General features: G+C 68.6%; 18 protein-coding genes and 3 tRNA genes. 11 read left to right on the top strand and 10 right to left on the bottom strand.

The genetic code is table 11. The features are described 5' to 3' along the window. Positions 1-186: 186 nt before the first annotated feature. The 3 genes from AC6CID_RS18335 to AC6CID_RS18345 form a co-directional block, all read right to left on the bottom strand. Positions 187-639, bottom strand: coding sequence for an HIT family protein (locus AC6CID_RS18335; RefSeq protein WP_374107744.1), 453 nt, complete (start codon positions 637-639; stop codon positions 187-189). Between the two features lie 93 nt (positions 640-732). Beyond that, positions 733-1,875 carry a lipase family protein gene (locus tag AC6CID_RS18340; RefSeq protein ID WP_217579922.1) on the bottom strand — a complete coding sequence of 381 codons (1,143 nt, stop codon included), beginning with the start codon at positions 1,873-1,875 and terminating at the stop codon, positions 733-735. A gap of 17 nt (positions 1,876-1,892) precedes the next feature. Then, positions 1,893-3,113 (bottom strand): L,D-transpeptidase, encoded by a 1,221-nt coding sequence (locus tag AC6CID_RS18345; protein ID WP_211269804.1) that lies wholly within the window; start codon positions 3,111-3,113, stop codon positions 1,893-1,895. Between the two features lie 257 nt (positions 3,114-3,370). Here AC6CID_RS18345 and AC6CID_RS18350 point away from each other — a divergent pair. Then, positions 3,371-3,443, top strand: a tRNA-Lys gene (locus AC6CID_RS18350). 95 nt (positions 3,444-3,538) lie between these two features. Beyond that, positions 3,539-3,611: transfer RNA gene (locus AC6CID_RS18355), tRNA-Lys, on the top strand. A 119-nt stretch (positions 3,612-3,730) separates the two neighbouring features. On the opposite strand, the gene AC6CID_RS18360 is transcribed toward AC6CID_RS18355, so the two are convergent. Next, on the bottom strand, positions 3,731-3,955 hold the full coding sequence (locus tag AC6CID_RS18360; RefSeq protein WP_006554762.1) for a DUF3618 domain-containing protein: 225 nt from the start codon (positions 3,953-3,955) through the stop codon (positions 3,731-3,733). 89 nt (positions 3,956-4,044) lie between these two features. Here AC6CID_RS18360 and bcp point away from each other — a divergent pair, with 89 nt between their 5' ends. Further along, the gene (bcp, locus tag AC6CID_RS18365) at positions 4,045-4,518 is read left to right on the top strand and encodes a thioredoxin-dependent thiol peroxidase (RefSeq protein WP_006554761.1); all 474 of its coding nucleotides are present in this window, start codon (positions 4,045-4,047) and stop codon (positions 4,516-4,518) included. A gap of 24 nt (positions 4,519-4,542) precedes the next feature. Here bcp and AC6CID_RS18370 read toward each other — a convergent pair whose 3' ends face one another. Next, positions 4,543-5,913, bottom strand: a complete 1,371-nt coding sequence (locus tag AC6CID_RS18370; RefSeq protein WP_024100529.1) for a dipeptidase — start codon at positions 5,911-5,913, stop codon at positions 4,543-4,545. Then, the gene (locus tag AC6CID_RS18375) at positions 5,910-6,671 is read right to left on the bottom strand and encodes a TetR/AcrR family transcriptional regulator (protein ID WP_217579924.1); all 762 of its coding nucleotides are present in this window, start codon (positions 6,669-6,671) and stop codon (positions 5,910-5,912) included. The genes AC6CID_RS18370 and AC6CID_RS18375 overlap by 4 nt, the downstream gene beginning before the upstream one ends. 88 nt (positions 6,672-6,759) lie before the next feature. On the opposite strand from AC6CID_RS18375, the gene AC6CID_RS18380 reads away from it, so the two are divergent. From AC6CID_RS18380 to AC6CID_RS18390, 3 genes are all read left to right on the top strand, one after another. Then, positions 6,760-7,707, top strand: coding sequence for an ATP-binding cassette domain-containing protein (locus AC6CID_RS18380; protein WP_217579925.1), 948 nt, complete (start codon positions 6,760-6,762; stop codon positions 7,705-7,707). Continuing rightward, complete coding sequence (locus AC6CID_RS18385; protein ID WP_019288998.1) at positions 7,704-8,489, top strand: ABC transporter permease; 786 nt, start codon at positions 7,704-7,706, stop codon at positions 8,487-8,489. Before AC6CID_RS18380 ends, AC6CID_RS18385 begins: the two co-directional genes overlap by 4 nt. 79 nt (positions 8,490-8,568) lie before the next feature. Further along, the gene (locus tag AC6CID_RS18390; protein ID WP_006554758.1) at positions 8,569-9,369 is read left to right on the top strand and encodes a TetR family transcriptional regulator; all 801 of its coding nucleotides are present in this window, start codon (positions 8,569-8,571) and stop codon (positions 9,367-9,369) included. Positions 9,370-9,379: 10 nt separating this feature from the next. On the opposite strand, the gene acpS is transcribed toward AC6CID_RS18390, so the two are convergent. Beyond that, positions 9,380-9,787, bottom strand: a complete 408-nt coding sequence (gene acpS, locus AC6CID_RS18395; protein WP_006554757.1) for a holo-ACP synthase AcpS — start codon at positions 9,785-9,787, stop codon at positions 9,380-9,382. 14 nt (positions 9,788-9,801) lie between these two features. Further along, positions 9,802-19,113 (bottom strand): fatty acid synthase subunit beta domain-containing protein, encoded by a 9,312-nt coding sequence (locus tag AC6CID_RS18400; RefSeq protein ID WP_498354287.1) that lies wholly within the window; start codon positions 19,111-19,113, stop codon positions 9,802-9,804. Between the two features lie 573 nt (positions 19,114-19,686). Between AC6CID_RS18400 and AC6CID_RS18405 the strand changes: the two genes are divergently transcribed. The 5 genes from AC6CID_RS18405 (at position 19,687) to AC6CID_RS18425 (ending at position 21,519) form a co-directional block, all read left to right on the top strand. Further along, positions 19,687-20,058 (top strand): HNH endonuclease signature motif containing protein, encoded by a 372-nt coding sequence (locus AC6CID_RS18405; RefSeq protein ID WP_498354288.1) that lies wholly within the window; start codon positions 19,687-19,689, stop codon positions 20,056-20,058. After that, positions 20,055-20,546 carry an HNH endonuclease signature motif containing protein gene (locus AC6CID_RS18410; RefSeq protein WP_064257052.1) on the top strand — a complete coding sequence of 164 codons (492 nt, stop codon included), beginning with the start codon at positions 20,055-20,057 and terminating at the stop codon, positions 20,544-20,546. Before AC6CID_RS18405 ends, AC6CID_RS18410 begins: the two co-directional genes overlap by 4 nt. 28 nt (positions 20,547-20,574) lie before the next feature. After that, a tRNA-Leu gene (locus tag AC6CID_RS18415) sits at positions 20,575-20,659 on the top strand. Between the two features lie 69 nt (positions 20,660-20,728). Beyond that, positions 20,729-21,145, top strand: coding sequence for a transcriptional regulator (locus tag AC6CID_RS18420; RefSeq protein WP_220665838.1), 417 nt, complete (start codon positions 20,729-20,731; stop codon positions 21,143-21,145). Continuing rightward, entirely contained in the window at positions 21,142-21,519 is a 378-nt protein-coding gene (locus AC6CID_RS18425; RefSeq protein WP_006554752.1) for a DUF3817 domain-containing protein, read from the top strand. Before AC6CID_RS18420 ends, AC6CID_RS18425 begins: the two co-directional genes overlap by 4 nt. Before the next feature lie 76 nt (positions 21,520-21,595). Here the strand turns inward: AC6CID_RS18425 and AC6CID_RS18430 are convergent, their stop codons facing one another. Together AC6CID_RS18430 and AC6CID_RS18435 are read right to left on the bottom strand one after the other, a co-directional pair. Further along, positions 21,596-22,036 (bottom strand): response regulator, encoded by a 441-nt coding sequence (locus AC6CID_RS18430; protein ID WP_006554751.1) that lies wholly within the window; start codon positions 22,034-22,036, stop codon positions 21,596-21,598. Then, positions 22,033-23,598, bottom strand: coding sequence for a sensor histidine kinase (locus tag AC6CID_RS18435; protein ID WP_220665959.1), 1,566 nt, complete (start codon positions 23,596-23,598; stop codon positions 22,033-22,035). Before AC6CID_RS18435 ends, AC6CID_RS18430 begins: the two co-directional genes overlap by 4 nt. Positions 23,599-23,653: the final 55 nt, after the last annotated feature.

The following is a 23,653-nucleotide window of genomic DNA, read 5'->3' on the forward strand; positions in this document are numbered from 1 at the left end:
ACGCCGGTATCGGATCGTCAGCTTATGATGGGTCGAGTGAGAACTGCGGGACGGCCCGCGTGCCCCGTGCAACTGTGTCGTACAGGCGCCGATAGGCGCGTTCTTGTCGCAAGTAGTTGGCGTCGAGGAACATGAAGAGCACGACCGCGGCGAGTACGAGCAGAGCTACCGCCCGGGAGTGCTGGATCAGCGCGAACCCATAGGTGGCCGTCGCAACTGGCAGCAGCCACCCCTTCGCGCTTGATGACGCAGCGGACATGCGAGTGACGACTGCCTGGATGAAGTCGAGGTGCTTCCGCCGATCTTCTTCAGAGGGTGCGCTCGACGTGCTCTACTGTTGCTCGCCTTCCGACACTCGACTCTCAGCGCTTCCCACGCGTCGTCCTTCTCCTTCTCGCTGTAGTTGCTTTCGGGCGGCCAGATGTGTCCGATGGGGTCGCCTTCCCAGCGAGGCACAAGATGAATGTGCAGGTGGAAGACGGTCTGGCTCGCCGCACTGCCGTTGGACTGGATGACATTGAGCCCGTCCGGATTGACTGCACGTTTGACCGCTGCGGCGAGCCGGGTTGTTGCGTCAGCGAGCTGTTCCGCAGTGCTTCGGTCAAGCGTCCAGATGTCGGGAACGTGGATGCGAGGCACCCCGAAGAGAACCCCCGATCGGATTTCCGATCGGGGGTTTTCTCGTTCCCGGAAGAATCCTCACGCACAGCGGTTCCTCACGCGCAGGCCGGTCTATTCGAACGAGCGCGTCACGAAAGCGTCGACGTCGGCCCGGGAGCGCTCCACCGTCGTGTAGTGCCCGGCCATATAGACGCGGTAGTCGACGTCCGCCCCTGCGACCTTCATATCGGCGGCGAGCGCCGCGGACAGCGGCAACGGGACCATCACGTCGTGGATGCCGTGCGCGAGGAAGACCGACCGGTCGTAGCCGTCCACCGGGGCGGCGAGATAATCGGCCAGCAGCGACGGCATCGGACCCTCGGCCAGCGGGCGCGCGAGCAGATCCCCGACCGGGATGTCGCGCACCGACTCCTCGAGATCGTCGTAGCAGAGCTCTTCGGCGCGATCGACGACCTCACGGCCGATCGGGGTCAGGTAGCCCTCGACGTCGGCCTCGGGGTAGGCGTCGCGCAGCCCAGCGAAGATGTACCCGCTGAAGCTGACGAGGCCCCACAGTCCAGGATCAGGGAAGCCCGGGACGCCGATCGTGAAGGCCCGTTCGAGGTTCGCCGGAGCACCCGTCGCGACCGTTCCGCGGAAGTCGAGTTCGGGAGCGCGGGAGGTCGCGATCGCAGCGGTGTGCAGCGCCGCGTGTCCTCCCTGCGACTGCCCCATCACGATCCAGCGCTCCGACAGCGGCGCCCCACCGTCGCGGGCGGCCCGGACGATGTCGACGATGCTGTTCGCGGCGCTGGGGCCGTCGAGATAACGGTGGAGACCCTCGGAGCCCAGACCCGGGAAGTCGGCCGAGACGACCGCGTACCCGGAATCGAGCCAGTGTTGCAGATAGGTCCGCTCGAGATCGGAACGCGGCGTGCGGGTCGTGAGCGCGCAGTCGTCGCCCACACCGGTCGTGCCGTGTGCCCACGCGATGACGGGCCAGCCACCCTCGGGGGCATCCCCCCCGGGCAGGAACAACGCGCCCGTGGCGACGGTCGGCTCCCCCGACCGCCACTCGGTGGCGTACTCGAGCTTGATGGCCGTCGCGGCACCGGGCACCGACAGTTCGTCGGGCAGCGGCTGTTGCGAGACCACCGAACCCGGTGCCGGAGCGGACGACGCGACCGGCGAGGCCGCCGCCCCTGCCGGTGTCAGCGCCGCGAGCAGCACGGCACAGCAGAAGGCAGCGCTCCACCATCTCCCCCGAACGGCCATCGATCCCCCTTCACCCGTCACGCCGCAGCGTTGCCGGCTTTCCATGTCGACCACGGGATGTTCCAGTCACCGAGTCCGTCCGTTCCGGGGAGAGTGCCGCCCACGGTGTTGCGGACCACGACGATGTCGCCGCGCTTGGTGTTGTCGAAGATCCACTTGGCGTTGGCGGGGCTGAGGTTCAGGCAGCCGTGACTGACGTTGCGCACACCCTGGTCGCCGAGCGACCACGGGGCGGAGTGGAAGAAGATGCCGCTGTAGGACATCCGCGTCGCCCACTCGACCGGCGTGCGGTAACCCTGCGCCGAGTCGGAGGGGACGCCGTAGGTGGACGAGTCCATGATCATGGACTCGAACCGGTCGCCGATGATGTAGACGCCGTTGGGCGTGGGCGTGGAGTCCTTGCCGAAGGAGGTCGGCATCGCGATGACGTCGACGCCGTTGCGCGTGACAGTGACCTGCTTGGTCGCGTCGTCCGCCGTGATGACCACCGCATCGCCGATGGTGAAGGACGAGTGGACGTCGGACTGACCGAAGAGGCCGTCGCCGAGATCCTTGCCGTAGACGTTCACATCGACGGTGATGGCGGTGCCGGGCACCCAGTAGTTCTCCGGCCGCCACCGCACCTCGCGGTTGTTGACCCAGTAGAAGGCGCCCTCGACGGGCGGGTTCGTGGTGACGGTGATGGCCGCCTCGGCCGCGAGCCGATCCGGGATGTTCTCGTCGAACTGCACGGCGATCGGCTGGCCGATACCCACGATCGAACCCTCACCGGGCAACACGTAGGGCTGGGTGAGATTGGCCGGCGACGAGGTGGTGAAGGCCGCCGTCGACGTGGTCGCGCCGCCGAGTCCGTACGCGACGGCCTCGAGCGTGTAGGAGCGGTTGTAGCCGAGCGGTGCGGTGTTCACCCAGGTGAGTCCGTCGTCGGCGAGTTCGCCCTGCACCGGCTCCCCTGCAGGGTTGAGCAGGGTCACCGAGTCGAGCTTGCCGTTGACCACCGAGACCGTCACCGGGTCGATCGGCGAGAAGCCGACCGATCCGTCGGCGACACTCGACGACACCGTCGGCTTGATCAGCGCCGCCACGGGATTGGAATCGATGGGCACTTCTTCGGCGCCCGTTCCCGAACCGCCGGCGCATCCCGTGACGAACGCAACAACGCCGACGACGACCACTCCGAGGATTCCCCGTACCCGACGCCCCCGGGGGTTCCCCGCACTCGACTCCGTCACTTCCATACTCCGATCCCGCCTCCCCCAAGGCACCGAAAACGCACGTCACAACACCGAACACGATGATGCCAGCTTCTCTTGCGGCCGACCCGACGCGACTCCCCCGTACGTCGGTAACGTTCGAATGACAATCGCTCCGACCGTCCGATCCGTTACCTCCACAACCTTACAGAAACATTCTGACCAGCCGATTTGGCGCGTCGCGCGACGGTGTGTAATGTTCTTCTCGTTGCTGGGACGGCATCCCGGGAATACATCGTCAAGCGCCATTAGCTCAATTGGCAGAGCAGCTGACTCTTAATCAGCGGGTTCGGGGTTCGAGTCCCTGATGGCGCACAACACGAAGGCCGGACACCCAGTGTCCGGCCTTCGTTCTGGCGGTGACACCGTCCTCCGCGTCGCCCGGCGACGACCGGGAGACACATCGTCAAGCGCCATTAGCTCAATTGGCAGAGCAGCTGACTCTTAATCAGCGGGTTCGGGGTTCGAGTCCCTGATGGCGCACAACACGAAGGCCGGACACCGGAAACGGTGTCCGGCCTTCGTCGTTCGCGGCGGTTCGGCCCCGGAACGAGGAACACCCACGCCGGGTCGGCGTGGGTGTTCCTGTGTGCAGCCGGGGATCAGCGCAGGATTCTGCGCAGTACCAGCAATCCGACGACCGTGCCGGCCGCGATCGCCGCGTACTTCTTCACCTGCGGCTGGTTCACCTTCGCGAGGATGGTCTGCTTCGTGCTTGCCACCAGATTCTTCGGGTTGGCGCGGACGCTCAGTTCGTCGAGTGTGCTCGCGAGCTGATTGCGGGCCTTCTCGATCTCCCGCTCGATGTCCTCGGTGTCCCTAGCCACGTGTCCTCCAGAAGGTCGCTGCAGTGTGCTGCGACCACGGTAATGGACGCGCGCCGGGAATGGCTGCACGGTCCACTACTGTCGCCTCCATGACCGAGAACAGCAGACTCGCCCCCGGTGATCCCGCACCCGATTTCACCCTTCCCGATGCCGACGGCAACGAGGTGTCGCTGTCGGATTATCGCGGACGCAAGGTCATCGTGTACTTCTACCCCGCCGCGAGCACCCCGGGATGCACGAAGCAGGCGTGCGACTTCCGCGACAGTCTCGCCGAGCTGAACGAGGCGGGCCTCGAGGTGATCGGCATCTCGCCCGACAAGCCTGCCAAGCTCGCGAAGTTCCGCGACGCCGAACAGCTGACCTTCCCGCTGCTGTCGGATCCCGAGAAGATCACCCTCCAGGCATGGGGTGCCTTCGGCGAGAAGAAGATGTACGGCAAGACCGTCACCGGCGTCATCCGCTCGACCTTCCTCGTCGACGAGGACGGGAAGATCGAGGTCGCGCAGTACAACGTCCGCGCGACCGGGCACGTGGCGAAGCTGCGCCGCGACCTGTCCGTCTGACGCCCGGGTGCCCGGCCGGCAGCGTTACCGCGGCGCCAGCGAGGTCAGCAGCAGCGCCTCGGCTACGGCGAGATTCTCGATCTCGGTGGGGTCGACGCTCTCGTTCGGCGCGTGGATGACGCAGCGCGGTTCCTCGACGCCGATCAGGGCGATCTCGGCCCGCGGCACGGCGCGGTGCAGCGCGGTGCACAGCGGGATCGATCCGCCCTGCCCGGCGGTCCCGACCTCCCGGCCGTAGGCGGCCTCGAGCGCCGCGCGCAGTGCGGCGTAACCCGGACCGTCCGTCGCCGCCCGGAAGGGTTCGCCGAGGACGTCGCGGTCGATGCGCAGATGCGCTCCCCACGGCACGTGGGCCTCGAGATGGGCAACGAGCGCGTCCTGGGCGGTGCGGGCGTCGATGCCGGGCGGCACGCGCAGGTTCAGGCGTGCGGACGCGCGTGGCACGACCGCGGCGGCCGATCCGACCATCGGCGGAGCGTCGATCCCGAGGACGGTCAGTGCCGGTCGCGCCCACACCGCGTCGGCGACGGTTCCGGAGGTGGGGAGCGAGACACCGTCGAGCACGCCCGCGTCGGCGCGGAAACGGTCTTCGGGATAGGGCACACCGTCCCAGGTCGCGGTGCAGTCCAGTCCGTCGACGACGGTGTTGCCGTGCTCGTCGCGCAGGGTGCCGAGCAGATGGATCAGCGCGGCCAGCGCGTCGGGGGCCGCTCCCCCGTACATCCCGGAGTGGATCTCGCCCTTCAGCGTCTCGATGTGGACGTCGACGTTCGCGATGCCCCGCAGCGTCGTGGTGAGGGTGGGCCGGCCCACCTCGGCGTTGCCGCTGTCGCCGATGACGATGAGATCGGCGTCGAACATCTCGGGTCGTTCGGCGACGAGGTGGTCGAGGCCGGCGCCGCCCATCTCCTCCGAGCCCTCGACGACGATGCGGACACCGACGGGCAGTGGGCCGTCCGCACACAGCGCCCGCAGTGCGAGCAGGTGCATAACGACGTTGCCCTTGCAGTCGGCGGCGCCGCGGCCGTACCAGCGGCCGTCCCGTTCGGTGAGCGTGAAGGGCTCGCTGCGCCAGAGTGATTCGTCGCCGGGCGGCTGAACGTCGTAGTGGCTGTAGAGCAGAACCGTCGGGGCGCCGTCGGGGGCGGGCGTATGTCCGAGTACGGCGAGTGAGCCGTCGGCGGTTTCGATCGTCTCGACGCTCTCGATTCCCGCCTCGGTGAAGGCATCCCGCACCCAGTTCGCTGCACCGACGCATTCCTCCACCGGGAACTGGCGCGGATCCGCGACGGAACGGAACGCGACGAGCCGCGCGAGATCGTCGCGCGCAGCCGGCATCGCCTCCCGGATCCGCTCGCGGATGCGCTGCGTCGCGTCGGTGTCTGTCGCTGTCATGATCCGTCCTCCGCACGTCGGATGAGTACGTCGATTCCGTCCAGCAATCGTTCGAGACCGAAACGGAAGTCCTGCTCGTGCCATACTGCCTCGTCGTCGGCGTCGCTCCCGTCGGGGTCGAACGCGCCGCCCTCGACCGCCGCCAGCACCGAGGGGTACTTCTCGGGATCGAGGATGCGCCGCAGCATCGCCGGGGTGTCGGACGGGTCGTCCGCGACATCGGTTCCGAGTTCCCACGAGAAGCGTGCGCGACCGATGGCGTAGAGCGAGATCATCATCACCACCTGCACCTTCGCAGGTTCGTCGAGTGGGGTGGCGGACAGCGCGCCGAGTCCCGCGTCGAGCCAGAGCAGGTTGTTGGGATAGTACGGCGCCGTGCGGATCGGGTACTGCGTCAGCCACTTGTGCGCGCGCAGACTCCGGTACTCGGCCATCGCCCATGCCTCGAGCCGTTCCCGCCAGTCGCATCCGACCGGTAGCTCGGGGGGCGACCCGATGGCGCGGTCCCACGCGAGTTCGACGAGCTGGTCCTTGTTGCTCACGTAGCGGTACAGCGACATGGTGGTGAAACCCAGTTGCTTGGCCACCCGGCTCATCGAGAGCGCTTCGAGCCCTTCGGCGCCCGCCACCTCGATCGCCGCATCGAGGACTTGTTCGAGCGTGAGTCCCCGTCGCGGGCCCCGGGTGCCGGTATCGCTCAATCCCCATGCCAGCTGCACACTCTGCGGCAGCGGATCGTCGGGCTCGGGACTGCTCATGCTCCTCCAGATTTCGGGTCTTTCCGCCATCCTAAAACTGCGTACGCTATACACATCGGTATATTGCATACACAGTTAGTGAGATGTCATGACTCGTTCCGTTCCCGCCATCGACGTCCGGGACCTACGCAAGTCGTTCGGCCCGACCACCGTTCTCGACGGCGTCGACCTCCGGGTCGACACCGGATCCGTCTTCGCACTGCTCGGCGCGAACGGCGCCGGCAAGTCCACCACCGTCCGCATCCTGACCACCCTGTTGCGCCCCGACGCGGGCACCGTCACCGTGGCCGGCCTGCCCCTCCCCGGCCGCGCCCACGCCGTGCGCGAGAACATCGCACTCACCGGCCAGTACGCCGCGATCGACGACGTCCTCACCGGCACGGAGAACCTCCGTCTCGCAGCGCGCCTCGCGCACCTGCCGTCGGCCGCGATTCCCGGTCGCGTCCGTGACCTGATCGAACGTTTCGACTTCGCGCACGTCGCCGACCGGCGCGCCGGCACGTACTCCGGCGGCACGATGCGACGCCTCGACATCGCCATGAGTCTCGTCGCGTCCCCGCAGGTGTTGTTCCTCGACGAACCCACGACCGGGCTCGACCCGCGCAGCCGCCTCGTGATGTGGGAGGCGATCCGCGAACTCGCCGACGACGGCGTCACCATCTTCCTGACCACCCAATACCTCGAGGAGGCCGACCGACTCGCCGACCGCATCGCCGTCCTCGACGACGGGCGGATCGTCGCCGAGGGCACACCCGACGAACTCAAGTCGCTTGTGCGCGGCGGCTATCTCGAACTGCGCTTCTCCACCGACGCCGACCTCACCCATGCCGCGTCGGTGCTCGACGGCGAGATCGACCGGGCAGCACTGACACTGCAGGTCCACACCAAGGGCGATCTGCCCCACGTCGCCGCCCTGCTCGACCGCCTCGCCGCCGAGGCGGTCCCCGTCGAGAAGTTCGGGCTGCACTCCCCCACCCTCGACGACGTCTTCCTCACCCTCACCGGCTCCACCGACGAAACAAAGGTCGTCCGATGACACTCCTCGCGCACCCCACCCCGCTCCGCTTCGCCGCGCGCGACCACGCCGCCGTGACCGGCAGGAACCTGCGGCGGATGCTCCGCAGCCCCGACGCGCTGCTGATGGGTCTCGCACTGCCGGTCCTGCTGCTCGTGTTGTTCGTCTACGTCTTCGGTGGCGCGATCGACACCGGCACCGACTATCTCAACTACGTCGTGCCCGGCATCGTGCTGTTGTCGGCGTCCTTCGGGGCGGCACAGACGGCCGTCGCGGTCGCCTCCGACATGCACCGCGGCATCGTCGACCGGTTCAGGTCCATGCCCATCGCCCGCTCCGCCGTGCTCACCGCGCACGTCGTCGCGAGTCTGGTCCGCAATCTCGCCAGCACCGTCGTGGTGTTCGTGGTGGCCGCACTCATGGGATTCCGGCCCGACGCCCACCTCGTCGAATGGGTGGCCGCCACCGGTGTCATCGCGTTGTTCGTCCTGGCGATCTCCGCCGTCTCGGCCGCGCTCGGGATGCTCGCGGGCAATGACGAGGCCGCGAGCGGGTTCACCTTCCTCCTGCTCTTCCTCCCCTACGTGAGCAGCGCGTTCGTCCCGCCCGAGACGATGCCCGGATGGCTGCGCGGTTTCGCCGAACACCAGCCGGTCACCCCGGTGATCGAGACCGTCCGGGGACTGCTCACCGGCACCGGGATCGGGTCGTCCGCGATCGTCGCGATCGGGTGGTGCGCGGCGTTCACCGCAATCGGCCTGGTCGCCGCCACAGCACTGTTCCGACAGCGGACCGCACGCTGACCTGTGGCTGCCCGGTTTGTGACACTCTGACTCACAACAAGTATTCGGGAAAGCACGGACGTCCGGCTAGCCTGGGCGCGTGGAGTCAGCAACGAACGGCCGCCGCGCCCCGCGCCGGATCGATCCGGCGCTCGAGGTTCAGGCCGAGCCCCAGGAGCTCGTGCCGCGTCGGCGGCCCACCCAGGAACGGAGCCGCCGCAAGTTCGACGCCCTGTTGGCCGCCTCGCGTGAACTGCTCACCGAGGTCGGCTTCGAGTCGTTCACCTGTGAGGAGGTCGCGTCCCGCGCCGACGTCCCCATCGGCACGCTCTACCAGTTCTTCGCCAACAAGTACGTGATCGTGTGCGAGCTCAACCGGCAGGACCTCGTCGGCGTCCAGAGCGAACTCGCCCAGTTCAACGGCAAGATCCCGTCCGTCGACTGGTTGCGCTTCCTCAACAGCTTCGTCGACCACCTCGCCGGACTGTGGACCACCGATCCGTCCCGCCGCGAGGTGTGGCTCGCGATGCAGTCCACCCCGTCCACCCGGGCCACCGGCGCCATCCACGAACGCGAGTTCGCCGAGCAGGTCGCGCGGATGCTGGCACCGCTCACCCCGGACACCCCGCGACCGCGCCGGAAGCTCATGGCCGAGGTGCTCGTCCACATCGTGTACTCGATGCTCAACTTCTCGGTGCAGGACGACCAGACCCACGCCGACGCCGTCGTCGAACTCAAGCGCATCATGGTCGCCTACCTGCAGATCGCCGAACAGGACTCACGCGCTCAGGCCAAGCGACGCCAACGCCGCGAGGAACGCGAGGAATCCGCACGCGGACAGGCCGGCCGGCAGGACACCGAAACGGATCAGGCCGAGGAAGCCAGCGCTCCCTCGGCCTGAGTCCCCACATCTACGTACGCCGGCCGTCGACCTCGTCGAGGACGACGAACGCGCCGGCCATGTCACCGTCGTGGGTCAACGACACATGGATCCGGACGCCGGTCAGCTTCTCGGCGACCTGCCGGTGCAGCCGGATGCTCGGGCGACCCCACGCGTCCGAGACCACTTCGATCTGCTGATGGATCGTCTCCGGTAGCACCGGTGGGCTGCCGAACAGCGACGCCGACCACGCCTTGATCACCGCCTCCTTCGCCGCCCACCGGGCGGCGAAGTGCCGGGCGGGATCGGAGCTGCGGGTGTTCGCGTCGCGACGCTCACCCGGTGTGAAGTTCGCCAGCATCGTCGTTCCCGTCCGACCCAGCTGTTCCGCGAACTCCGGCACCGACACGAGGTCGAACCCGACACCCGCAACTCCCATCCCGAGACCCGTGCCTACTTGCAGCCGGGCAGACCGGAGCGGTACACGTCGTCCTCACCGAGGCGAGCCTCCGGCGAGAGCAGCATGTCCGCCTCGAGCTGACGCGTGGCCGAAGCCAGCACGTGATCGTCACCGAGACGACGATCCGCGGGCCGCTGGTAGAGCGACGCTCCACCGGTCATCGCGTCCACCAGGCGACGCTTGCCGGCGACGGTGCGCTCGGCCGCCTTCGCCAGGTAGACCTCCCGGCGCTCCGCCGGGATCGCCTCGACGAACGCCTGCGGATGGACCACCGCGATCAGACCCGACACGTGCCCGAAGCCGAGGCTCGTGAGCAGACCCGCCTTGAGCGGGAGCTGCTCGCCGAACCGGATCGGCGTGCGCGGCCACACCAGGTGCTCGAACTCCGCCATCTTCTCGTCGACACAGTCGAGGCTGCGGTTCGGCGGAACCACACCCTGCGCGAGGACCTGGCACAGGCCGATCAGCTGGAAGGCGGCGGCGCCACCCTTGGCGTGACCGGTCAGCGACTTCTGCGAGACCACGAACATCGGGTTGCCCTCGCTGCGGCCCAGCGCACCGGCCAGACGCTCGTGCAGCTCGGCCTCGTTCGGGTCGTTCGCGGCGGTCGAGGTGTCGTGCTTGGAGATCACCGCGATGTCGTCGGCCGTGAGACCGAGCTTGCGCAGTTCCTTCGCGAGACCCGACTCGCGTCCACCGCGACCCGCACCGAGCGCACCGATGCCGGGCGCCGGGATCGAGGTGTGCACACCGTCGGCGAACGATCCGGCCCAGGCGACCACACCGAGCACCGGCAGGCCCATCTCGAGCGCGACATCGCCGCGGGCGAGCAGGATCGTGCCGCCACCGGCCGACTCGACGAATCCACCGCGACGACGGTCGTTGGCGCGGGAGAAGCGACGATCGCTGATGCCCTTGGCCTGCATGTCCTCCGACTTGGCGGTCGCGGACATGTCACCGAAGCCGACGATGCCCTCGATACCGAGATCGTCGAAACCACCGGCGACGACCAGATCGGCCTTGCCGAGCTTGATCTTGTCCACGCCCTCCTCGACGGAGACCGCAGCCGTGGCGCACGCCGCGACCGGGTGCACCATCGCGCCGTAGCCACCGACGTACGACTGGACGACGTGCGCGGCGATGACGTTCGGCAGAGCCTCCTGCAGGATGTCGTTCGCCCGCGACTCGCCGAGCAGCGTGTCGATGTACAGCGACCGCATCGAGGACATGCCACCCATGCCGGTGCCCTGCGTGTTGGCGACCATCGACGGGTGTACCCAGCGCAGCAGCTCGGACGGGGTGAAGCCACCGGTGAGGAAGGCATCGACCGTGGTGACGATGTTCCACAGACCCACCCGGTCCACCGAGTCCGCCATGTCGGCGGGGATGCCCCACTTGGTGACGTCGAAGCCGGTCGGGATCTGGCCACCGACCGTGCGGGTCAGCTTCGCCTTGCGCGGCACGCGGATCTCGGTGCCTGCCTTGCGGGTGACCGTCCAGTCGCCCGACTCGGCGTCGACCGACGCGACCGTGTTCTCCGGATCGGAGTCGACAAACGCGCGGGCCTCGGCCTCGGAACCGACGACGAAGGACAGGTCCTTGTCGAGGAAGACCGAGGTCAGCAGCGGAGCCGTGTTGTCGATCATCGCACCGTCGTCGCCGTAGCGGCGGATGCCGCAACGCTCGACCACCGCGTCGTGGTAGCGGTCGGCAATCTCCGCCTCGGGCACCAGCTCACCGGTCTCGGTGTCGTAGAAGCCCGGCTTGGGATCGTTCTCCCAGCCGATCAGGCCCGTGACCCACGCCAGCTCGAGCACACCGGCGGCCGACAGTTCCTCGTCGACCTCCATCTCGAAGCGGGTGCGAGCGGAGCCGTAGGGGCCGAGCTCGCCGGCACCGACGATGACGACCGTGTCGGCGAGGTCGGCGGTGACCGTGCCCCACTCGGGGGTCGGCAGCTCCTCGGCGCGCGGAGGCTCGGGCAGCGCCGCGATGGTCGCGGTGCCGTCCTCGTCGGCCTCGACGGCGTCGGCCGCCTCCTGCGCCTGCTTCGCGAGCGCCGGCAGGTCGACGTCCACCTCGGACAGTCCACCGGTCAGGTCCGCGACGAGCGGAGCCTCGGCAGCGAGACGCGTGGCCTCCGGTCCGACCAGCTTCAGCAGCTCGTCGGCCATCTCGTCCGTCGACCAGGTGCGGACACCGGCAGCCTCGACAGCCTCGACCAGCGGGTCGTTGCCGCCCATCAGGCCCGTGCCGCGCACCCAGCCGATGAGGGCGTGGGCGAGGGTGACGCGCTCGGCCCAGGTGCGCTCGGCGCTCCAGCGGTTGATGACCGCGTCGAGTGCGGCCTTGGCCTCACCGTAGGCACCGTCGCCACCGAACTTGCCGCGGTTCGGCGAACCGGGCAGCACGACGTGCAGGTGGGTGTCGACGTCGCGGTCGTACCCGATCTTCGACAGTCCGGCGATCAGTCGCTCGACCGACCACAGCAGCACCCGCATCTCCATCTCGGCCCGCGCACCGGCGTCGGCGAGCGAGCCCGCCACGCGCGGCGCGGCGAACGGGAAGAGCAGCGTCGGGGTGAGCGCGTCCTTGATGAGCTTCTTCGCACCACCGGCGACCTCGACGGTCTCGGTGCCGATCCACTCGATCAGGGCGTCGACGTCGCTGTAGGACGCCATGTTCGCGGGAACCACCCACAGCGCGGCGCCGGCACGAGCGTTGCGTGCGTACAGTTCCTTGTAGAAGCCCAGGCGGCTGTCGTTCAGCGAGGACGTGGTGACGACGACCGTCGCACCGCCGGCGAGCAGCTTCGCGGCGACGGCTGCGCCGATACCGCCCTTGCTGGCGCCGGTGACCACGGCGACCTCGTCCGCGTACTCGGCACCCTCGGTGACGACGGCGGTCTCGGCGATCGCGGCGTAGGTCTGCGCGAGCTCCGTACGGCCGGCCTCGGTGGCCTTGCGGCCCCAGAACTCGGCGTGCGCAGCCACGGTCCGACCCGCACCGATGAAGCGTTCGACGTCGAAGCTGTTCGAATCCCCCGTCGCTCCGCTCGCCCCTTCCCCGAGCCAGACGCGGGCCAGGTCCTCACGGGCGGTGGCCCAGCGGTCGTCGATCAGGACGGCCTTGCGCTCGTCGAAGGCCGGAGCGACCAGACGCGGCCAGTCGGAGCCGAGCTCCGCGGAGACCAGGTCGACGAGTTCGTCGTCGGCCTTGTCGGCCAGGCCCGAGACCTGCCCGGTGTGGCCGAGCTGCTCGAGCACGAGACGTGCGGCACTGGCGAGAACCCCGTCGCGGCCGGTGATCTGCTCGGCGAACTCGCCGAGGGCAGCGGCGTCGACCGTCGCTCCCCCGCCGCCACCGGCGGACGGCATCGACACGGCGATTCCGCGACGCGAGGCCACCGACTGCACGGCGGCGTCGATCAGCTTGTCGACCGAAGCGGCATCCGCGAGGGCACCATCGGTCAGGCCCCCCAGGTCGCCGCCGCGGACGGACGAACCGTCGCGGCTGCCGAGAGCAGCTTCGGCGGTGACGTGCGACGCCCAGCCCTCGCCCAGACCCCACACCTTGGCGACGCGGTCGGCGACGTAGGCGGGACGCTTGCCCGACGGACCGAACACCTTGCGCAGGTGATCGTTGATCGAGTCCGACAGCACCGGGCCGAAGGGGCGGTAGGTGCGGGCGAGACGGTCGACCGTGCCGGCGAGGGCACCCATGTCGGCGTCGGCGGCACCGTCGATCGCGCCGAGCGAGAGCTCGGAACCGAGGTCGACGAGCAGCTGGTTGCGACGCGAGGACACGCCGTCGCACAGCGCCTCGATCGTGTCGGCGGAGCCGATCTGATCCGGGCGCAGCTTCGTCCACAGGGCGATGAGCACCTTGGTGGCGTCGGCGGCCTTGAACGCGATGTCGTCCGGGGTCGGGCCACCGGCCGGCGCAGCGGGAGCCGCGGCGGGTGTCGGGGCCGCAGCAGCGGCGGGAGCGGACTCGGCAGCCGGTGCGACCGGCTCGTCGTCCTCGACCGGAGCGGGATCGGTGTCGGTCGAGTACACGATCGACGCCTCGCGCTCGATGTTGAGCACCTCGACGGGCTGACCGAAACGACCGGGCAGCTTCAGCGTCTGCGACGCGAGGTTCGCGACGGTGGGCGCGCCACCGAGGCCTACCTCGACGAACCGCTCGACACCGAGACCACCGTCGGTCTCGTCGGCGAACAGCAGGTCCTGCGTCTCGATCCAGCGCACCGGCGACGCGAACTGCCAGGCCAGCAACTCGGCGAGCACCACGCGGGTGAGCTCGACCGGCTTGGCCGACCAGCTGTCGAAATCCGCGAGGACGTCGGCGAGCGGCTGCGACGGCACCAGGTCGGCGATCTCCTGGATGAACTCGCGACCCAGGTTGAACGGCTTGGGCACGAGGTTCGGGATGTACCGGCCGATGAGGATGTTCGGGTCGATCTCCTGCGGCAGCAGGGCGAGCAGACGTTCACGGAAGTCGTCGACACCGCCGCGCAGCACGGTCGAGTGGAAAGGCACATCGATGCCCGGGACGAGGATGAACGCGCGCTTGCCACCGAACTCGGCGACCTTGCGCTCGATCACGGACTCGAGGGCTTCGAGGCCGGCGACCGTACCGGCGATCGCGTACTGCGATCCGCGCAGGTTGAGGTTGACGATCTCCAGGAATTCCCCGGTCTCCTCGGCGACACCGGCGACGAAGGCCTGCAGGTCCGCATCGTCCACACCGAACTGCGACGGCCGGATCGCGGCCATGCGGTAGTTCGAGCGGCCGTGCTCGTCGCGCGGCACGAGTGCGTGCATCGCGGAGCCACGCTGGAAGACCACCTCGAGGACGGCCTCGAGCGGCAGCACACCGGCGACCGCGGCGAGCGCGTTGTACTCGCCCACCGAGTGACCGGCCAGGAAGGCGTCGTCGACGAACGCACCGGCCTCCTCGAGCTCGGCGATCTGCGCGACACCGAGGGTCGCCATCGCGACCTGCGTGAACTGGGTCAGGTGCAGCACGCCGTCGGGGTGCTTGTGGGTGACACCGCGGGCCTTGAGGACCGTCGGGTTGTCGCGGACCACGGCCAGGATCGAGAAGCCGAGCGCCTCGCGGGTGTGCTTGTCGGCGCGCTCCCAGATCTCGCGGGCGGCCTTCGAGCGGGCACGGGCGTCGAGGCCCATGCCGGGACGCTGGATGCCCTGGCCCGGGAACGCGTAGACGGTCTTCGGCGCGGCGATACGGCCGGTCGCGACCATCACCAGATCACCGTCGACGCGGCAGCCGACCTCGACGACCTCGGCACCACCGTCGGTGGCGATGCGGTCGACGCGCACGTCGATCTTCGCGCCCGGACGGACCATGCCCAGGAAGCGAGTGGTCCATGCCGTCAGGCGACGGACCGGCAGCTTCGCGTCCTGCTCGATCGCGGTGACGACCTGCTGGGCCGCAGCCGACAGCCACATGCCGTGGACGATCGGGCTTCCGAGACCGGCGAGCAGCGCGGCGTTGTCGGAGGTGTGGATCGGGTTGTGGTCGCCGGAGACCTTCGCGAAGGCGCTCATGTCGGTCGGCGCGACGATCACGGCGTCGCGGCGGCGACGACGCGGCGTGTCGGTGACGGCCTCGGTGAGAGCGCCACCGGCGCGAACCGGATCGGCGAGATCGGCGGTGCCGGTGCGGCCGCGGATCGCGAACCGCTCGGCCAGGGTGGCGACCACCCGGTCGCCCGAGCCGTCACCGCTGTCGGCGGTGATGACCACGTCGACCTCGACGACGCGACCCAGGTCGGTGTCGGAGACACCGGTGACCTCGGCCTTGACGCCCAGGAAGGCGGGATCGGTCGGCAGACCGTTCTTGACGTCGATCGCGTGGTCCAGGTGGACCAGGTCGAGCATGCCCTCGATGACCGACAGGTCGGTCTCGGTGCGGGCGGCGCCCAGCGCGGCGAAGACGGCCGGCCAGCAGGCACCCACGAGCACATCGGGCACACCATTGCCGCTCGGCGTCAGGGTGGCGGGCAGACCCGAACCGGTGACACCGGCGTGGTCGGCGATCTTCTCCGGCAGCCAGCCGAGAGTGATACGGGCAGCGCCCTTCCTGACCTCGGGCAGTTCCTGACCGGCGGCGACACCGAGCAGAGCGGACATCGACGCATCGGCGTCGGCCTCGGTGACGACAGGCGCGCCACCGGAGACGACCGAGGCGGGCACGGTCAGGCGGATCTCGACGGCCTTGTCGCGCACCAGCGGAACCCGCAGGCCGACGTGCTCGTCGTCGAGGATCGTCAGGGTCGCACCCGTCGGGGCGTGCGAGGCAGCGGTCTCCGACTCGACGGTCCACTCGTCCAGATCACCGAGACGGTGGATCGGGTTGCGGGTCTGGCGACCCGCCCACGAGACGTCCGGCGAGGACAGCACGGCGTCGAGCAGACCCGGCGCGATGTCGCGGTGACGACGCGCGGCGAGCTCCACCGGCTCCGCGCCCTCGGCGACGAGCTCGTCGGCCGTGGCCTTCTCGAAACGGTCGAGGAGTTCACCGACCGGCTCGTCGACACGGGTGATGCCGGCAACGGCGACGGTGCCGGGGATCACGCACACCTGGTCGGCGGAGTAACGCGGATCGTGGGCCTGCCACAGCGAATCCGAACGCCACCAGCGACGCACGTCCTGGTCGACGACCGGAACGAAGTTGACGGGCTTGCCGGGGGTGCGGCACAGCGACACGAAGAACGGCACGTCGGCGGGATGCAGCACGACGTCACCCGCGTCGGGATACTGCGCGAGCAGCGACTTGATCGCGGCGTACGGGCGCTCGAGCACCGCGTCGTCGTCGAACAACGTCGGGATCGGGCCCCGGCAGACGGGATGCAGGCGGGCCTCGGCGCGCTGCAGCATGTCGCGGAAACGCTCACGCCACGACACGTCCAGCCACGGGCTGGTGTGCGCCTCGGCGAGGACGTCCGCCAGATCGGTGCCGCAGTCGAACTCGGCACCGTTGTCCGCGCCGACCGCCAGCTCGAGGTAGCGCTCGAGCCACTGCAGGTAGGTCATGGTGTCGAGGTCGCCGAAGTACGGCTTCGCCGTTCCGTTCAGCGCATCGACGATCTCGGCTCGGCGCGCGGCCACGGCGTCGGCATCACCGGCGACCTCGTCGAGGAGGCGGCCCGTGCGCGAAGCGGCGTTGTCGATCTCGTGGATGTCGGCGCCGAGCTGGCTGCGACCGGAGGCCATACCGCCGGTCGCGGTGCCGGCGGCAACCCAGTCGGGAGTGCCGGGGGTGTCGACGAGCAGCTGCTTGACCTCGGGAGCCGTGGTGGCCTCGAGGGTCGCCATCGCGGCGGTACCGACGAGGATGCCGTCGAGCGGCATCGCCGGGAAACCGTAGACGGTCGACCAGCGACCGGTCAGGTACTCGGCGGCCTTCTCCGGCGTACCGATGCCACCGCCGACGCACAGCACCAAGTTCGGGCGCGTGCGCAGCTCGGCGTAGGTGTCGAGGAGCAGATCGTCGAGGTCCTCCCACGAATGGTGACCACCGGCGCGGCCGCCCTCGATGTGGGCGATGACCGGATAGTCCGGGACCTCGTTGGCGATACGGATCACCGAACGGATCTGCGCCACCGTGCCCGGCTTGAAGGCGACGTGCTCGATGCCGGCCTCACGCAGGTCGGAGATGATCTGCACGGCCTCGTCGAGCTCCGGGATACCGGCGGTGACGACGACACCGTCGAAGGGCGCACCGGCCGCGCGGGCCTTGGGTACGAGGCGCTTGCCGCCCACGTGCAGCTTCCACAGGTAGGGGTCCAGGAACATCGAGTTGAACTGGACGGCGCGGCCCGGCTCGAGCAGCTCGGTGAGCTCGGCGACGTGGTCGGCGAAGATCTGCTCGGTGACCTGACCGCCGCCGGCGAGCTCGGCCCAGTGACCGGCGTTCGCGGCCGCGGCGACGATCTTCGGATCGACGGTCGTGGGGGTCATGCCCGCGAGCAGGATGGGCGAGCGGCCCGTCAGGCGGGTGAAGGCCGTCTCGACGGCGATGCGGCCGTCGGGCAACGCGACCGGCTTCGGAGCGAACTCCGACCAGGCACGCGGAACCTCGGGCTCGGCGCCCGGGGTGAGGAGGTTGCGCTGACCGCCGCGGGTCGCGGCGGCGATGATGCCGACGCTCTGACCGCGCAGGCCCGAGCTGGTCATGCGGGTGAGGAGCTCGCCCGGACCGAGGTCGAGGATCCACGAGGCACCGGACGCGACGGCGGAGTCGACCTGCTCGACCCAGTCGATCGGGGCGACGAGGATGGCCTGCGCCAGGCTGCGCGCGAGCTCGGAGTCGAGCTCGCAGCGGGCGGCCCAGTCGGCGACCTGCTCCACGGCATCGGCGAAGGCGGGGTGATGGAAGCCGACCTCGGCCGCGACGGGCTCGAAGGTCGGGGAGAACACGGCGCCACCGCGCTTCTTGGCCTCGCGCTCACGGGTCTCCGCGGCGGAGATCTGCTCGCAGCGTTGCTGCACGCGCTCGAGAGCGGCGGGCGGGCCCGACAGCACGACGCGACGACGGGCGTTGCGGATCGCGACGACGGCGCTGCGCTCGGGGTCCTGGCCCTCGAAGACCTCGGCGACGATCGCGCGCAGGCGCTCGGGGTCGACGTTGGCGACGGCGAGCATCGGGTACTTGCCGGCGCCGGAGATCAGGCCGCGGCGGCGACCGACGAGGGTCGCGGCGGCACCGATGAGCTGGGCGATCGCGAGGATTTCGGCGTCCTTGCGGCCGGCGGCGGCGACGGACTCGACGGCGAGGACGCCCTGCGAGTGGCCGATAACCGCGCTCGGTGCGACGGAGTCGACGTCGAGGCCCTGGTTCGCGAGCGCGCGCAGCGCGGCGACCTGGGTGAGGAAGACGCCGGGCAGCGACACGGCGGCAGAGGTGAGAGCTGCTTCGGAGGGGCCGGCGGGCGCGTCGTCCTCGTCGGCGAGTTCGGCCTCGAGGATCCACGCGACGGGGTCGAAGCCCGTCGGGCGGACCACGACGAGGTCGCCCGCGACCGGGGCGAGGTGCGCGGTGGCGCGGTTGACCAGGTCGGTGAGGACCGGTTCGAGTCCGTTGTCGCGGCTGAGCTCCTCGAGCGAGGTGAGCCAGGGGGCACCCTGGCCGCCGAAGGCGAGCGCGTAGGGCTCACCCGCGAGGAGCTTGTCGACCAGGGCACGGGCCGGAGCGGCTGCCGTGGACCGATCGGTGGTGCGTCGTGATGCCTTCGAGTTCCGTCCGTTGTCGCCTGGTGTGGTCTCGTCGATCGTCACGCGTGTGGTTCCTCTCCTGAACACCCCGGCGTCGAGGCTTCGTGTGTCAGCGCTGCGCGCCGGTGTGCTGCTGGACTAGTGGTCTGCTGTTCGGGCACGCCCAGGTTCGCACAAAATCATGAGGGGTTCCTCATGTTTTGTTTCGCGGAGTTTGTCCAGCACCACCCCTGCCAGTGATCCCCCTCACAAGACCGCTCGAAAGTAACTGGTCGGTAACCCGAATCACTCCTGGCTGCGCCGATGCGTGGACGTCCACGAACCCGAGGAATCCCTCACGTTTTTCGTTATCAAATCGTTACCTATTGACGGGCGTCGCGGATCGTGCATCGCAAGATCGAAAACGTGTCGGCGCCCGCGGTTAGCCTTCGGCCGGATCGAACAGACATTCGAGATGGGGGCGAGATGGGGAAGCGGATCGAGTACACGAGGGAACTGCTGGAGGAAGCAGTGACCGCGTCGATCAGTACTGCAGGTGTTCTCCGCTACTTGGGGCTTCGAGCAGGCGGAGGTAGTTACGTCGTCGTGAAACGACGGATCGAGGCCTACGGAATCGACACATCACATTTCCGGGGCATGGCCCACCAGAAGGGACGACCGGCCCGGAACCGGCTGCACTGGTCGGACGTGCTCACGGTCGCACCGGCCGGCTCGAACCGGAAGGAGACCAGAGCGCTCAGGCGCGCACTCCTCGAACACGGTCGTGCACACGAGTGCGAGATGTGCGGCATCGGACCGGAGTGGCTCGAATCTCCGCTCGCGCTCCACATCGATCACGTCGACGGCAATCCGAACGACTCCCGCCCGCACAACCTTCGCTTCCTGTGCCCGAATTGCCACAGTCAGACGCCGACCTGGGCGGGCAGGAACGCACGTCGCGTTCTCGGCGAGCCCCCCGAGCGGACTCCCGGCCGGATCGGAGCGGAACCCGAAGAGGCGGCATTATGACGCGACCGGTCAAGTACACCGAAGAGATGCTGCAGGAAGCGGTTCGGAACTGCGTCAACTTCGCCGAGGTCATGCGGTACTTCGGCCTCAAACCCAATGGCGGGCACCACACGCATCTGAGCCGCCGGATCCGCGCCCTCGGCATCGACACGTCCCACTTCACCGGACGGCCCAGGACGACCGAGCGCAGACCGTACGTCCGTCACGAGTGGCAGGACCTCCTCATCGAGAAACCGCGCGGATCCAGACGCACGAAACCGGATCAGCTCCGACGGGCGCTCGTCGAGTACGGACGCCCCTACCGGTGCAGCCGATGCGGCACCGAGCCCGAGTGGAACGGGAGACCGCTCACCTTGCACGTCGACCACATCGACGGAAACCCTAACGACTCCCGCCCGGAGAACCTCCGCTTCCTGTGCCCCAACTGCCACAGTCAGACGCCCACCTGGGCCGGACGAAACGTACAACTCCGTATGGCGCCGGAGTGACGGCCATGCCGTATCCTGCTGAGGTCTGGCGCGAGTGGCGGAATTGGCAGACGCCCGGGTTTTAGGTACCCGTGTCTTAGGACGTGGGGGTTCGAGTCCCCCCTCGCGCACCACGTGACCTCACCCACGGTGCACCGACCGGTCTTGGCAGGTCGGTGCACCGTTCGGGTACCGTCGAGGGCGTGTCCGAGCATCGCCCTCCCCGCCGGTTGGCCCTGATCATCCTGGTCCTGGTGGCCGCGACCGGATGCCTCGGCCTCGGTTACTGGCAGTGGGTCCGGTTCGAAGCGGTCGGCGGCACCTACCAGAATCTCGGCTACGCCCTCCAGTGGCCGGCCTTCGCCTTCTTCTGCGTCTACGCCTACCGGCGCTTCGTCCGCCTCGAGGCCGAGGAGCAGGAAGCCGAAAGCACCGGCGGACGACGCCCGTCCGAGCCGGACGAGCCCACCGAGATCCCCGAAGATCTTCTTCCCACCCGTCCGCGCACGCTCGCCGAGGCACGCGAGCAGGAGGCCGCGGATCCCGACGCACAACAGATCAACGAGTACAACGAGTACCTCGCGCAGCTTGCGCGCAGGTCCGATAGGAGCGCTCAGTGAGCACGACCCCCGAGCAGGCGTCCGGCCAGGCCACTACGCCGCGCGTCGTCAGTGAGGCCGACCGCAAGAAGATCCGGTCGGCTCTGCTGCGTTACCGCGTGCTCGCCTACGCGACCGGTATCTGGCTGCTGATCCTCACCGGTGAGATGGTCGCCAAGTACATCATCGGTGTCGAGAACGTGCCGGCCTGGATCGCGATCGTGCACGGCTGGGTGTACGCGGTGTACCTGGTCCTCACCTTCGACCTGTCAATCAAGGTGCGCTGGCCGATCGCCCGGACGGTGTGGACGCTCCTGGCGGGCACCATCCCGTTCCTGTCCTTCTTCGTCGAGCACAAGCGCACCCAGCAGGTGAAGGCCGACTTCGGCGTCTGAGCCGGTAACCTCCACGAACACGAATCGGGCGGATCCTTTCGAAGGATCCGCCCGATTTCGTTGCGAACGAGCGCGCTCAGCGTCGCGGCAGGCGCACCACCTGCACGAAAAACTCGTCGATCTGGCGCACCGCGTGGATGAACTGATCGAGGTCGACCGGCTTCGTCACGTACGCGTTGGCGTGCAGCTTGTAGCTGCGGAGGATGTCCTCCTCCGCTGCCGAGGTCGTGAGGACGACGACGGGGATGTCGGTGAGGTCGGTGTCGGACTTGACCTGCTCGAGGACCTGCCGTCCGTCGTACTTGGGCAGGTTCAGGTCGAGGAGGATCAGGTCGGGCCGAGGGGCGCTCTCGTACTCTCCGCGCCGGTAGAGGAAGTCGAGTGCCTCCTCGCCGTCGCGGACCACGTGAAGGGTGTTTCCGATCTTGTTGTCCTCGAACGCTTCGCGCGTCATCAATTCGTCGCCGGGGTCGTCCTCGACGAGGAGGACGTCGATCGGCCGCCCGGAAACGCTCATGCAGATGCCCCTTTCAGAGCGACTTCGGTTGCAGACATGTCGTCGCCTGCCTTGGGAATCGTAAAGCAGAATCGACTGCCTTCCCGATACTGCGGGTCGAGCCAGATCTCTCCACCGTGGTATTCGACGATCTTGCGGCAGATGGCCAGGCCGATGCCGGTGCCGGTGTAGACGTCCCGGCCGTGCAGCCTCTGGAAGATCACGAAGACCTTGTCGGCGAACTCTTCGGCGATACCGATTCCGTTGTCCTGCACGGAAAATCGCCAGAACTCGTCGTCCCCGTCGACGATCTCCTCGCAGTCGACCCGGATCTCCACGGGCCTGTCCTCGTGGCGGAATTTGATCGCGTTGCCGATCAGGTTCTGCCACAACATGATCATCAGTGTGGGATCGCCCACGATCGTCGGCAGGGACTCGGGCCGGGTGATCTCCGCCCCGGATTCCTCGACCGCCTGGGAGATGTTCGTCAGAGCCGCGTCGAGGGTCACGTCCAGTTCGGTGCGGACGTGCGCGTCGCTGACGCGTCCGACGCGGGAGAAGGTCAGCAGGTCGTTGATGAGCACCTGCATACGCTTCGCGCCGTCGACCGCGAAGGCGATGTACTGGGTGCCGCGTTCGTCGAGCTTGTCGCCGTAACGCTTCTCGAGTAGCTGACAGAAGGACGCGACCTTGCGCAGCGGCTCCTGCAGGTCGTGGGAGGCGACGTAGGCGAACTGTTCGAGTTCGGAGTTCGAGCGCCGCAGTTCCGTCGTCTGGTTCTCGAGTTGCTCCTCACGCTCGTGCGCGACCTGCAGTTCGCGCACGATCCGCTCGCGCATGTCCTCGACGTCGCGACCCAGCGCATAGATGTCGGCGGGGCCCTGCGGCTCGATCTCGCGCTCGAAGTTCTGGCCCGCGACGACGCTGCGCGATGCCTGTCGCAGACGCTGGATCGGACGGACCATGATCATCTGGAGCAGGACTGCCAGGCCCACGCCGGCGAGCAGGAAAACCACGACCATGCCGGCAAGGATGCGGTCGCGCGTGGTGCGGGTGTCCTCGAGAGTCGCGATGCCGTCCTCTCGGGCCTGCGTGAGATCGGCGTTCTGGACCTCGAACGCCGCCCGGAGCCGGTCGAACGCGACGCGGCCCGCATCGACGACGGCGGGATCCACGAACTGCGGTTCCCCCGGTACGACGGTGGAGATGAGCGGTTCGGCGTACACGCGTCGCCACTGCGCCGCGTGCGTTTCGATCGCGTCGAGGTCCGCCATCAGCTTCTCCTCGTCGCCGACGAGAGCGCGCAACTCGGCGGCGGCAGCCTCCTCCTCCCGCCGTCCCTCCTCGTAGGGCATGAGGAAATCGGGATCGGCGGCGAGAATGTAGCCCCGTGCGCCCGTCTCCTGGTTGATCAGCGCCGATTGCAACCGGTACGCCTCGACGCGGGCGGGCTGGATCCGGTCGCGCACGTAGTTGGAGTATTCGGTCGTCTCACGGAGGAAGTGGCTGCCGACCACGGTGCCGACGACCACCAACACACCCATCACGCCGAGTACGAGCAGGAACCATGCCTGGACCGTCATCCTGCGAGAGGGAGGGCGACGCACGTCCCCCGTCTCCGCCGTTGCGTCGCTGTTC

The sequence above is a fragment of the Rhodococcus sp. GQ147 genome, from assembly GCF_059759155.1.